This is a genomic window from Phytopseudomonas flavescens (genome assembly GCF_900100535.1).
Lineage (GTDB): Bacteria > Pseudomonadota > Gammaproteobacteria > Pseudomonadales > Pseudomonadaceae > Aquipseudomonas > Aquipseudomonas flavescens.
On the sequence record NZ_FNDG01000009.1, the window covers coordinates 147935 to 160988 of the forward strand.

At 63.7% G+C, this 13054-nt stretch carries 8 protein-coding genes; 5 read left to right on the top strand and 3 right to left on the bottom strand.

The features are described 5' to 3' along the window. The first annotated feature begins 163 nt into the window (after positions 1-163). The 5 genes from BLR94_RS13820 to BLR94_RS13840 all read left to right on the top strand — a co-directional run bounded on the left by BLR94_RS13820 (position 164) and on the right by BLR94_RS13840 (position 9160). A complete protein-coding gene (locus BLR94_RS13820; RefSeq protein ID WP_084306337.1) occupies positions 164-2212 on the top strand; it encodes a flotillin family protein in 2049 nt (682 codons plus the stop codon). Positions 2213-2338: 126 nt separating this feature from the next. After that, positions 2339-2578 (top strand): hypothetical protein, encoded by a 240-nt coding sequence (locus BLR94_RS13825; protein WP_084306338.1) that lies wholly within the window; start codon positions 2339-2341, stop codon positions 2576-2578. 85 nt (positions 2579-2663) lie between these two features. Continuing rightward, the gene (locus BLR94_RS13830) at positions 2664-7895 is read left to right on the top strand and encodes a DNA repair ATPase (protein WP_084306339.1); all 5232 of its coding nucleotides are present in this window, start codon (positions 2664-2666) and stop codon (positions 7893-7895) included. Next, positions 7892-8470: a rhomboid family intramembrane serine protease gene (locus tag BLR94_RS13835; protein WP_167359755.1), complete on the top strand. Its 579-nt coding sequence runs from the start codon at positions 7892-7894 to the stop codon at positions 8468-8470. The genes BLR94_RS13830 and BLR94_RS13835 overlap by 4 nt, the downstream gene beginning before the upstream one ends. 3 nt (positions 8471-8473) lie before the next feature. Next, positions 8474-9160 carry a phospholipase D-like domain-containing protein gene (locus BLR94_RS13840; RefSeq protein WP_084306340.1) on the top strand — a complete coding sequence of 229 codons (687 nt, stop codon included), beginning with the start codon at positions 8474-8476 and terminating at the stop codon, positions 9158-9160. Positions 9161-9187: 27 nt separating this feature from the next. On the opposite strand, the gene BLR94_RS13845 is transcribed toward BLR94_RS13840, so the two are convergent. From BLR94_RS13845 to BLR94_RS13855, 3 genes are all read right to left on the bottom strand, one after another. Continuing rightward, positions 9188-10228, bottom strand: a complete 1041-nt coding sequence (locus BLR94_RS13845; protein ID WP_084306341.1) for a DUF2157 domain-containing protein — start codon at positions 10226-10228, stop codon at positions 9188-9190. Between the two features lie 127 nt (positions 10229-10355). Beyond that, positions 10356-11780, bottom strand: a complete 1425-nt coding sequence (gene rhlB, locus BLR94_RS13850) for an ATP-dependent RNA helicase RhlB (protein WP_084306385.1) — start codon at positions 11778-11780, stop codon at positions 10356-10358. A gap of 159 nt (positions 11781-11939) precedes the next feature. Continuing rightward, positions 11940-12878 (bottom strand): GGDEF domain-containing protein, encoded by a 939-nt coding sequence (locus BLR94_RS13855; protein ID WP_084306342.1) that lies wholly within the window; start codon positions 12876-12878, stop codon positions 11940-11942. Positions 12879-13054: the final 176 nt, after the last annotated feature.

The following is a 13054-nucleotide window of genomic DNA, read 5'->3' on the forward strand; positions in this document are numbered from 1 at the left end:
TGCTGCGCGTCGGCCCTGCGGCGTTGAAAACAAGCTCGGAATGCTCATTTACAACTCGTAAACTCCGCGTCCTCGCTTGTTTTCGCCTTGCAGGTCTCTAGCTCGCGAGACTTTGGTTCAGGTTCTTAACTGGATCCATCCGCCTCAAAGGAGATTGAGCGCAATGTATAACCTTCCACCGTCGTTGATTCCCGTGCTGGTCGGAGTCGGCCTGGTCGCCCTGCTGATCGTCGGGCTGCTGGCCTTGTTCAAGGCCTTCTACATCAAGGTTCCCCAGGGCACCGCGCTGATCGTCAACGACATGTCGTCGACGCCCAAGGTGCACTTCACCGGAGCGCTGGTCTACCCGGTCATCCACCTCAAGGAGTTCATGAAGATCTCCCTGATCACCCTGGAAGTCGACCGCCGCGCCAAGGACGGGCTGATCTGTCGCGACAACATGCGCGCGGACATCACCGTGGCGTTCTACCTGCGCGTCAACGAGACCCAGGAAGACGTGCTCAAGGTCGCCAAGGCCATCGGCGTCGAGCGTGCCTCCGATCGCGCGGCGGTGAACGAGCTGTTCAACGCCAAGTTCTCCGAAGCCCTGAAAACCGTCGGCAAGCAGTTCGACTTCGTCCAGCTGTTCGAGAACCGTCAGGAATTCCGTGACCGCATCGTCGAAGTGATCGGCAACGACCTCAATGGTTACGTGCTCGAAGACGTGGCCATCGATTACCTGGAGCAGACCGCCAAGAGCTCCCTGGACCCGAGCAACATTCTCGACGCCGAGGGTATCCGCAAGATCACCCAGCTGACCGCTGCGCAGAACGTCATCACCAATGACCTGGAGCGCAACGAAGAACTGGCGATCAAGAAGAAGAACGTCGAAACCCGCGAGGCGACGCTGGCCCTCGAGCGTCAGCAGGCCGATGCCGAAGCGCGCCAGAAACGCGAGATCGAAACCATCCAGGCCCGTGAGCAGGCGGAGACCCTCAAGGTCAAGGAAGAAGAGCGCCTGAAGGCCGAGCAGGCGCGCATCCAGACCCAGCAGGAGCTGGACATCCGCGCCGAGAACCATCAGCGCGAAGTGGAAGTGGCGCAGCAGAACCGCCAGCGTGCGGTGGTCATCGAGGTGGAGAAGGTGACCCGCGCCAAGGATCTGGAAGTGGTGGCCCGCGAGCGCGAAGTCGAACTGCAGCGCATCGAGAAGGAAAAGGCGCTGGAAGAAGAGCGCAAGAACATCGCCAGCGTGGTGCGCGAGCGGGTTGCGGTGGAGAAGACCGTTGCGCAGGAAGAGGAGCGCATCAAGGAAGTCCGTGAGGTTTCCGAAGCCGAGCGCATGAAGCAGGTCACCGTGATCACTGCCCAGGCCGAAGCCGAGCAGGAGCTGGTGCGCCAGGTCAAGCAGGCCGAAGCGGACGAAACCCGTTCCAAGCACAAGGCGGTGGAAATCAACAACCTCGCCCAGGCCGAGCTGGAGGCCGCTGCCAAGAGCGCCGAGGCGAAGAAGAAGCTCGCCGAGGGTATCGAAGCCGAGCGCGCCGCGCCGGGTCTGGCCGATGCGCGGGTGCGTGAAGTCACCGCTGCGGCCAAGGAGAAAGAAGGTCTCGCCGAGGCGCGTGTGCAGGCCGAACGTCTGATTGCCGAAGCCAAGGGCGAGCAGGAGAAGGGCCTGGCCCAGGCGCGTGTGACCGAAGCGCAGGCGGCAGCCAAGGAGAAGGACGGCCTGGCCGATGCCAAGGTGCTGGAAGAGAAGCTCGGCGCGCAGGCACGAGGCGAAGAGCAGCTCGGCGTGGCCAAGGCCAAGGCGACCCAGGACCTGGGCATGGCCGAGGCGCAGGTACTGCTGGAGCGTCTGAACGCCGAAGCGCAAGGCCTGGGCAAGAAGTTCGGTGCCCTCGACGCGCTCAGCGACAATGCCCGTCAGCACGAAGAGTTCCGCATGCAGCTGGAGAAGAGCTTCGAGGAAGCCATGGCCGCCATCGCGGCGAACAAGGAAATCGCCAAGGATCAGGCCGAGGTTCTGGCCACCGCGCTGGCCAAGGCGAAGATCGAGATCGTCGGCGGCGAAGGCGACTTCTTCAACTCGTTCGCCAAGTCGCTGTCGGTGGGCAAGGCCATCGAGGGTGTGGTCGGCAAGAGCCCGGTGGTGCAGGACGTGCTTGCCCGGCTGTTGCAGGGCCGCGTGCCGGAAGCCAAGCCCGTGCAGCCGGATACCGAGCAGGCGTGATGCACGATGCCTGGGGCGTCGCTGACGCCCCAGGCAACCAACCGCTTCGCGATGGCAGGAGCAGGCAAGCCTGCTCCTGCCACTGGTTGCAGATACAGCGTTCAATCACTCTACAAGGAATGTTGCATGTCAGAACCAAGAGATCATCTGGAAATGACCTTTCGTTCGATCCAGTGCTTTGCCGACGACGGCCGCCTGGATGCAGACGAACTGGGCTCGCTGCTGGCGATCGCCGAGCGCGACGGCGTGATCGATGACAATGAGATTCGTGTGCTGACGCGGATCATCGCCCGCATCAAGCCGGAAGAACTCGACCAGCCGATGCGCGACAGGCTCGCCGACATCGCCAGGAAGATCGGTGCCTGAGCACCGCTAGAAATCGCTTTTCGCGCCGCCCTCTCGCGGTAGGCGCGCTTTTGCTTGCAGACAGCGCAGATTCAGGAAAACCACGATGTCGGACGCCCAAGCCGAAAACACCCAGCAGGACATGCTCGACAAAGCCGTTGCCGAAGGCGGTGCCTATGAGGTGCTGCACAAGCGCCTGCAGGAGCAGGGGCTGCGCCTGCGGCAAAATACCGAGGCACTGAACGAGCAGCGTCTGCAAGAGTTCGGCAGCAGCCAGATGGAAGTGACCGGTCGGGTTCGCATCCGTACCGAGAACAACTGCATCGCCCGCGATATCGTCCAGGTCGGCGACTGGCTGCTGTTCGGCTACAACGTGTTCCTCGGCCTGAAGAAGGAAACCTCGGTCGCCGACGTGTTCTCGCTCTACCGGCTGGTGGAAGGGCCGGAGGGCTACGAGGCCGAGTCGATCGCCCTCGATGGCACCTTCCTGGCGCAGAGCGGCTTCGTCAACGACTTCAACGAGCTCTACACCTACTACAAGAACACCCGGCTGCTGCAGCTGGCGATCCGTGACGGCAAGCTGCTGGCCAGCTTCCAGATCGGCGAGCGCATCACCGACATTCGCGTGTTTCGCTGGTCACTGTCGCTCGACGGCAAGGATGTGCGCTACATCGACAACCGCGGCGAGCGCGATATCGCGCTGCCGGCGCCGTTCGATTTCGAATGGCAGAAAACCACCCGCGAGATGACCGTCAACGGGCGCTTTCCGCACCTGAACATCCTCGACACGGTATTCGTCGAGACCATCGGTGGCGACCTGACGATCAAGGTCGAGAACAACACCGAGAAGGGCGAGGGCATCTACCGCGAAGAGGTGGTGGACAAGACCCAGTCGCTGGACGATGCCCAGGTGGAGTTCGCTGCCCTGGGTAGCCTGATTCTGCTGAAGATCCTGCCGTACCGCGAGGAGCAGTGGCGCTACCTGGTGTTCAACCGGCTGACCCGCAAGGTCGAGCGCATCGATGCCATCGGCCTGGCCTGCGTGCAGCTACCCGAAGACCACGGCATCATCTTCCCCGGCGGTTATTACCTGCAGAACGGTGAACGCAAGACCTTCGAGCAGTCGATGGCCGGCATGCGCTTCAAGCGCTCGGTGCGTTCGCCCAATGGCGAAGACGTGCAGTACATCTTCTACCACCCGGGCGAAGGCCGGGCGGTATTGCTGACCTACAATCTGGTCACCCGGCAGTTGCAGAACCCGATCTTCGGCCACGGCTACGCGCGCCTGGAAGACGGGCGCATGGTGATCTTTTCCGCCGAGGGCAGCGAGCCGACGCGCATCCATCCCATGCAGATCTGGCAGACGCCATTCTGCAGCGAGGAGTATGCCGCCCGTCAGCCGGCACGCAGCGGTTTCTTCGGGCGAATCGGCAATGCCGAGCTGGTGCGCGGCGTCTCCGACCTGTTCAACCTCAGCCGCGAGATCGACAGCCGCGAAGTCTCGGTGCCGCGCTACACCCTGCTTTGTCAGAACACCCGGCGGCTGTTCGACGTCTATCACTGGCTCAGCGATCCGCAGTGCGCGGGCATGGCACCGTTGCTGCGCGAGATCGCGGCGACCGGCGAGCTGGTGCTCGACGAGTTCGAGAAGGTCGAGAGCATTCGCCAGCAGTCGGCCACGGCCATGGCCAGTGCGGAACATCGGCAGAAGGCGCTGCTCGAGAGCCTGCGCTCGGAGAGCTGGGACAAGGTCGAGCAGTACGTCGAGGCACTCAACGCCATCACCGCCCAGCGCGGCCAGTTGCTGACCATCCGCGATTATCGCTACATCGACGTGGCGCGTATCGACGCCATGGAGCAGGCGCTGCTCGAAGCCCGTGAGCAGACTGCCGCCGCCACTTCACGTTACCTGGCAGGTGATACCGCGCTACAGCCGTATCACGACAACCTGCAGGCACTCGATGCCCAGGCGCAGAAAGCCGAGACCGTGGCGCAACTGGCCGAACCCCTGGCAGGGCTGGGCGAGATGGCCGCCAATCTGGACATGCTCTCCGGGCTGATGGCTTCGCTGCAGATCGACGATGCCACCGAGCGGACCCGCATCGTCGACGCCATTTCCGAGGTGTACGCCAAGCTCAACCAGGCCAAGGCGCGAGCCGAGCAGCGCCGCAAGGGGCTTGGCTCGACGGAAACCGTGGCGCAGTTCGGCGCCCAGTTCAAGCTGTTCAGCCAGAGCATCACCAACGCCCTGGCGCTGGCCCAGGATCCCGAGCGCTGCGACGAGCAGTTGTCGCGGCTGCTGGTGCAACTCGAAGAACTGGAGAGTCAGTTCGGTGACCACGAGCAGTTTCTCGGCGACATCCTGGCCAAGCGCGAGGAACTGCTGGAAACCTTCGAGGCCCACAAGCAGACCCTGCTCGACGAGCGTCAGCGCAAGGCTCAGGCCTTGCTCGATGCCGCCCGGCGCATCCTCGACAGCCTGGGCCGCCGCACCGCGCGTTTCGACCAGGCCGAAGAACTGAATGCGTTCTTCGCCGCTGACCCGCTGATTCTCAAGCTGCGTGAACTGGCCGAACGCCTGCGCGAGCTCAAGGACAGCGTCAAGGCCGATGATGTCGAGGCGCGTCTGAAGGGCGCCCGGGACCAGGCCGTGCGTGCGCTGCGCGACAAGAGCGAACTGTTCGAAGAGGGCGGTGATGTCATCAAGCTGGGGCCGCGCCACCGCTTCGCCGTCAACACGCAGGAGCTGGACCTGACCCTGCTGCCCCGTGGCGACGGGCTGTTCCTGCACTTGACCGGCACCGATTTTCTCGAACCCCTGCACGACCGCGAGCTGGAGGCATTGCGCGATTACTGGCAGGTGGCGCTGGAGTCGGAATCGGCCGCGTTGTACCGCGGCGAGTTCCTCGCCGGTCTGGTGCTCGACGCCGCCGTGCGTAACGCCGAGGGGCTCAGCCTCGACCTGCTCAAGGCGCAGATGAGTCAGCCCGAGGAACTGATCAAGCGCATCCGCGAGTTCGCGGCACCGCGCTACAAGGAAGGCTACCAGAAGGGCATTCACGACCAGGACGCCATGGCCATCCTGCTCAGGTTGCTGGCGCTGCGCGAAGGCGCCGGGCTGTTGACCTACACGCCTCTGGCCCGTGGTTTCGCATTGTTCTTCTGGAACCGCTGGCGCGAAGACATCGACGCCGCCCACTGGGCCGAGCGCGCCCATACCTGCGCCAACATCCGCAAGCTGTTCGGTCGCGATGAAGGCCTGGTGCAGTTGCGTGCCGAAGTGCTGGCGGCGATGCAGGGGTTCCTGGCACGCCACCCGATGCCGCTCGAGGCGGCGCCGTTGCGCGAGGCTGCCGAGTATCTGGTCGAGGAGCTGGCTGCCGAGCGCGTGGAGTTCGTGGTCAGCAAGTACGCCCGCGATCTGCTCGACGGCCTGCGCCAGCACCTGCAGAGCGCACACATGTGGGACGGCTACCTGCAAGCCCAGGAGCGCCTGCGCGCAAGGCCCGATCAGCGCTGGGCGCTGGCGGAGAACTGGTTGCATGCCTATTGCGCCGAACAGAGCGCGGCCTCCCAGGCCTATGTAGCCGAGGCCGTGGCCCTCGGCCTGATCGATGCCGAGCTGCCGGTTCGTGTCACCGAGGCGGATCTGCAGGTGCGGGTCGATGGCCTGCTCGGCGAGCATCCAGGGATCGAGCAGGGCACCCTGGCGTTCGCGCTGGACGATTTCTTCCAGCGTCTGCGTCACCACCGCGAGACCTTCCTGCCGGCTCTGCAGCGTTATCAGGCGTTGCGTCAGGAGGTGGTCAATCGCGAGCGCGATGCGTTGCGCCTGAGCGAGTTCAAGCCACGACCGCTGTCCTCCTTCGTGCGCAACAAGCTGATCAACGATGTGTACCTGGGTGTCATCGGCGACAACCTGGCCAAGCAGATGGGCACTGCCGGTGAAAGCAAGCGCACCGACCTGATGGGCCTGCTGATGCTCATCTCGCCGCCTGGCTACGGCAAGACCACCCTGATGGAGTACGTGGCTCACCGTCTCGGTCTGATCTTCATGAAGATCAACGGCCCGGCCCTCGGCCATGAGGTGCGTTCCATCGACCCGGCTCAGGCTCCCGACGCCACCTCCCGCCAGGAGCTGGAGAAGCTCAACCTGGCGCTGGAAATGGGCAACAACGTGATGCTCTACGTCGACGACATCCAGCACACCCACCCGGAATTCCTGCAGAAATTCATCTCGCTGTGCGACGGTACCCGGCGCATCGAGGGCGTGTGGAAGGGCCGCACCAAGACCTACGACATGCGCGGCAAGAAGTTCTGCGTGGTGATGTCGGGCAACCCCTATACCGAGTCCGGCGACGTCTTCAAGATCCCTGACATGCTGGCCAACCGAGCGGATATCTACAACCTGGGCGATACCCTGGGCGGCATGGAAGAGGCTTTCGCGCTCAGCTACATCGAGAACGGCCTGACGTCCAATCCGGTGCTGGCGCCGCTGGCCACCCGCGATATGGCCGATGTCTATCGCTTCGTCGCCAAGGCCGAGGGCAAGCCGTTCTCCAGCAACGAACTGAGCCACGGTTACAGCGGCGCCGAGGTCAACGAGATCGTCTCCACCCTGCAGCGCCTGATGCAGGTGCGCGACGTGGTGCTCAAGGTCAATCAGCAGTACATCGCCAGTGCTGCCCAGGCCAACGAGTACCGCACCGAGCCCTCGTTCAAGCTGCAGGGCAGCTACCGCAACATGAACAAGATGGCCGAGAAGATCTCCTCGGTGATGAACGACGCCGAGCTGCTGCAACTGATCGCCGATCACTACCAGGGCGAATCGCAGCTGCTGACCACCGGCGCCGAGGAAAACCTGCTCAAGCTCGCCGAGCTGCGTGGCAACCAGACGCCCGAACAGCTCGAGCGCTGGGCGCAGATCAAGCGCGACTTCATGCGCAACAAGGCCATGGGCGGCAGCGACTCCGACATCGGCGGGCGTGTGGTGGCGCAGCTCAGCGATCTGGTCGAGGGGGTGCGTGGCCTGGCTCGCCGCGAGCAGGCTGCACCCGCGCCTGCCGCCGTGCCCTGGCAGGAGCTGCTGGCTGGCCTGGAACGCTTGCGCGAAGTACAGCCGAAGGTGGAGGTGGCCGTACAGGCGCCGCCGCAACCCGGTATCCAGGCGCTGCTCGAACGCCTCGCCGATGGCCTGCAAGACGGTGTGGTGCCGTTGATCAATGCCATGGACAAGAAGATCGACATCGACCTGGGGACCCACAAGCGTATGGGCGACATGGCCCAGCAACTGCGTGAGATCGCCCGGATGATGGGCCAGGGCGGCGACACGCCGTGACGCTCTGGCTGTTGCCGCGGCTCAAGTTGTTGTTCGGTATCGCCGCATTGATGGTCGTGCTGCAACTGGTCAACAGCCTGGATGGCTACAGCCTGAACCGCTGGGGGCTGATTCCGCGTGTGCTGGAAGCGCTCCCCGGCGTGCTTCTGGCGCCCTGGCTGCACGGCAGTTGGTTGCACCTGTTGGGCAATCTCAGCGGCTTTCTGGTATTGGGCGCGCTGGCCCTGCTGGAGTCGCGCAGCGAGTTCGCCCGTGCCAGCCTGTTCATCATCGTCGCCAGTGGTCTGCTGGTCTGGCTGTTCGGCCGCCCGGGCATTCATGTCGGCTCCAGTGGCTGGCTGTTCGGGCTGTGGGGGCTGCTGCTGGGGCGCGCCTGGTTCCGGCGCAGCTTCGCGGATTTGCTGCTGGCGGCCCTGGCCCTGGTGCTCTACGGCGGCTTCTTCTTCGGCCTGCTGCCGCAGCAGGGCGTGTCGTTCGAATATCACCTGGCCGGCGCATTGTGCGGCGGTCTTTACGCTTCATGGCAGCGTGGCGGGCAAAAGCGCCGCACCCGAAAGCGAACTCGACAGGGTTAAAAGATGGATTTCGATCGCCTCGATCAACACCTGCGTGACAGCCTCGCGGACCTCAAGCTCAGCAACGATGAGCGAGACGAACTGCGCGAACTGGGCAACGACCTGACGCCTGATCAGGTGCGCTACCTGCGCAACCGCGCCTTCTCCCTGGTGCGCGAGTTGGTCGGCAACCCCGAGGACGCCATGCCGGCCCTGAAATGGCTGGAGCAGGTGATCAAGACCCTGGAGGTGCGCTGCTCGCCGGTCGGTGGTCACGCCAGTGCGCATTTCAGCCCAGGGGAAAGTTGCCGTCGGCGCATTCGCGACCTATGCCAACAGGCCCGGGAGTCGGTGGATGTGTGCGTCTACAGCATTTCCGATGACCAGCTCAGTGACGAGCTGATCGCCGTGCATCGCCGTGGCGTGGCCGTACGAATCATCAGTGACAGTGAAAAGCGCTTCGACGTGGGCAGCGATATCCCGCGACTGATCGATCAGGGCGTGCCGCTGCGCATCGATGACAGCCCCTTCCACATGCACCATAAGTTCGCCCTGTTCGACCGCCGCCTGCTGCTCAATGGCAGTTTCAACTGGACGCGCAGCGCGAGCACCAGCAACGAAGAAAACCTGCTGGTGACCGACGACCCCTATCTGGTCGCCGAATATGCACGGGAGTTCGACAGGCTGTGGACGCGCTACCGCCCCGGTTGAGCGGCGGCGCAGAGCGGCTTTGCGAAATCAGCGACGCAACGCTGGCAGAAGCGTCTGCCAGCTGGCTGGCAGGTGTCGGCGCAGGGCGCTGGTCATCGCCTCACGGCGTTTCTGGTAGAGCAGACCCAGGCCGATGACGCCCAGGCCGATCAGGCTGACCACCACCGGGAACAGCAGCGAATCCTCGAATACGTCGTGGGCCAGATAGCCGAGATAACCCGCCACGCCCAGGGCGCCGAAGACCATGAACAGCGGGCGGCGCAGCAGCACGGCGAAACTGATCAGGCCCAGATTGATCAGGCAATAGAGCAACTTGCCCAACTCGCTGCCGCTGTCCTGCAGGCTCAGGCCGCACCAGAATGCGGTGAGGCCCGCCAGGTAACCCCAGAAGGCGAAATCCTGTTTGCTGCGGCCGTCCACCAGCAGGCTGACGAGCAGAATCAGCAGGCCGAACCAGAGCGAAACGTCACGGCGTTGCTCCCAGGTGATGTACTCGTCATGAAACAGTTCGCTGAGATCCATCGACATGAACCAGAGGGCCACGGCGATCAGCATGACGATGAACGGGAAGGGCATCACGCGCAGCACCAGCAGGCCGACCACGATGGTGGCCACTTCCATGAACAGCCAACCGCCTTGCACGTAGCGGTAGTAGTCGGCGTAGTCGGTTTGCGTGTCACCCATGGGCCACAGGCCGAACACGCGCTGTGCGGCGAATACCACCAGCGGCACGAGGCTCACTGCCACCGCCGCGAGCAAACCGCCGGGTATCGGCTGGCCGCGTTGCCACAGGCTGCGGCCACCGAGGAAGAACAGCAGCAGGTAGGCAGCGCTGATCAGCAGCAGCGCGGTATCACCGATGCTCATCCAGGCTTCGGTCATCAGCCAGCCCATGGCGCCGATGATCAGCAGGGCGCCGAAGTAATAGGCCACATGAGAGAGCTGAAAGCTGGGTCGGCCGTCGGGCTGCTGCTGGAGAAACTCCAGCAGCGCCTGATCCTGGCCAGGCTGCAGGACGCCGGCCTGCACGGCGCGGCTCAGGTCGCCGCTGTCGATCTGGAGTGGCATGAACGAATCCCTGTATTGACGTGAGGCACCAGCGGGCCGCTGCGGCGCGCTGCGTGACGCGATGACGCTGGGGGCGGCAGGCCGGCCTGGCGGGCCGGCTGCCGAATGGCATGCACAGGCGTTGCCGTCACTGTTTGCGCTGAACCGGCTTGAGCAGTACTTCCGGCGGCATCTCGCACTGGATCTTGCGGCCGATCAGCTCCTCGATCGGCGGCAGGGCGAAGGCATCGTCCTCACCGGCGAAGCTGATCGAGGTGCCGCTGCTGCCAGCGCGGCCGGTACGACCGATGCGGTGCACGTAGTCGTCCGGGTCTTCCGGCAGGGTGAAGTTGATCACGTGGCTGATGGCATCGACATGGATGCCGCGGCCGGCCACATCGGTGGCCACCAGTACGCGAATGCTGCCCTCACGGAAACCTTCCAGCACCTTGATGCGTTTGTGCTGCGGCACGTCGCCGGACATCTGCGCGGCGCTGATGCCGTCGCGGGTCAGGCGTTCCTCGATGCGCCGAACTTCATCCTTGCGGTTGGCGAAGACCATCACGCGGATCCAGTCGTTCTGGGCGATCAGGTTGTAGAGCAGCTTGTACTTGTCTGCCGAGGCCACGGCGTAGACGTGCTGCTCGACGGTATCGCTGGCGACGTTTTCCGGCTCGATCTCGACGATGGCCGGGTCGGTGGTCCACTGTTTGGCGAGGTTCATCACGTCTTCGGTGAAGGTGGCGGAGAACAGCAGCGTCTGGCGTTCGCCCTTCATCGGGGTCTGGCGGATGATCTGGCGGACCTGAGGGATGAAGCCCATGTCGAGCATGCGGTCGGCCTCGTCGAGCACCATGACCTCGACCATGTCCAGGTGGACCTCACCGCGTTGGTTGAAGTCCAGCAGGCGGCCCGGGGTGGCGACCAGGATGTCGCAGAAGCGTGATTCGAGCAGCTTGAGCTGTTTGTCGAAGTCCATGCCGCCGACGAAGCTCATGACGTTCAGGTCGCTGTACTTGGTCAGCTCGGCAGCGTCCTTGGCGATCTGTACCACCAGCTCGCGGGTTGGCGCGATGATCAGTGCCCGCGGCTCGCCCATGTAGCGGTCTTTCGGCGGCGGGGTCTGTTGCAGCTGGGTGATGATGGAGATCAGGAAGGCAGCGGTCTTGCCCGTACCGGTCTGCGCACGGCCGATGGCGTCGCGACCCTTGAGGGTGTAGCCCAGCACGCCGGCCTGGATCGGCGTGCAGTAGGGGAAGCCCAGGTCGTGGATGGCATGCATCAGCTCCGGGGACAGCTTGAAGTCGTGGAAACGGGTCTTGCCGGGGGCTGGCTCGACCTTGAAGTCTTCGAGTTTCCAGGTGTCGACGGGCTTGGGCGCGCGTTCGCGGCGAGGTTTCGCGGGTTTGCTGTGGGGCTTCTGGGCAACGGGAGCCGACGCTTTCGGTGGCCGTGGCTGGCGTTCCTCGCGAGCGGGGCTGGCGGGTGGCGGGGCGGGCTCGGGGGTCGGGGAGACTGAGCTGTGTGGCTCATTTTCGGCTTTGCCGAATATTTTTTTGAGTGCGTTGAGCACGGTCATCTCGTCGGTTGGTTAAGGAATGAACGACGGCCAGTGTAAAGCAAGACGCGTGCAGGGCGAAGTACTCCGCCGACATGGGCGTACAGGGCCCGTCTAGCGGCTGGCGGGCATGGCGCGGGGCTTGTTCATCGTCGAGGCGATCGCTACACGCGTTCAGTCACAGAGGCGGTTACGGCCTCCATCCTTGGCCCTGTACAGGGCCTGATCGGCACGGGCCATCAGGCTGGTCAGGCTGTCTTTGGGCAGCATCTGGGTCAGGCCGAGGGAAATGGTCACCCCGGGCTGGGCACCCAGTGGCGAATAGAAGGCAGTGACGTGTTCCAGGCTTTCGCGCAGACGTTCGGCGATGTCGGCGGCCTGTTTCAGGTTCAGCTCGGGCAGCAGCACGACGAACTCCTCGCCACCGAAGCGGATCAGGCTGTCACGGGTACGCAATTGCCGGCGCAGGGTATGCGCCACCATGCACAAGGCATAGTCACCGGCCAGGTGGCCGTGCTGGTCGTTGTATTCCTTGAAGTGGTCGACATCGAGCATCAGCAGGCTCAGTGGCTGGCAACTGAACAGGCAGCGGGAGCGTTCACGGTCGAAGACATGCTCCAGCCAGCGCCGGTTGAAGGCCCCGGTCAGCTTGTCGACATTGGCGTTCTGCTCGCTGTCGATCAGTTGCCGGTTGCCCTGGCGGACCCGGCTGCAGAGTACCTCCAGCAGGTTCTGCATCATTTGCGGTGATTGCTGGAACAGCGTGGTCAGGGCATCACGGTGCAGGCGTAGCACGCTGCTCGGCTCGGTGGCCACCACATAGGCGCTGGGATGCTCGTTGTCGATGAAGCTGACTTCGCCCGCGTAGTCACCAGGGCGCAGGGTGGTCACCGGCTGGTTGTCCATGGAGCCCAGATAAACCTTGAGGCTTCCATTGACTACTATATAGAGGTACTGGTTGCGATCGAATGGCGACAGCAGCACTTCGCCGGTGTCCAGGTCGCAGGGCAGAAACGAGTCGAGCAGCTGCGTCAGGCTGCCCAGTGCGACATTGTTGAACAGGCGCAGATGACGAATCTGTTGAGGATCGGTCTGCCAGTGGGCTGCCTTCATGGCATCAGCATCCTTGCTCGAAAACGATCAACGAGTGGCACCGCTACCGCTCCCTGGGTCAACGACCTCATTCATGGTGATGGACGGGTCTCATTGGCGTGACAGTATCCGTCGGCCCGAAGACTGACAATCCTCTTGCCGACGACGACGACGGGCGGCATCGGCAATGTGATCTC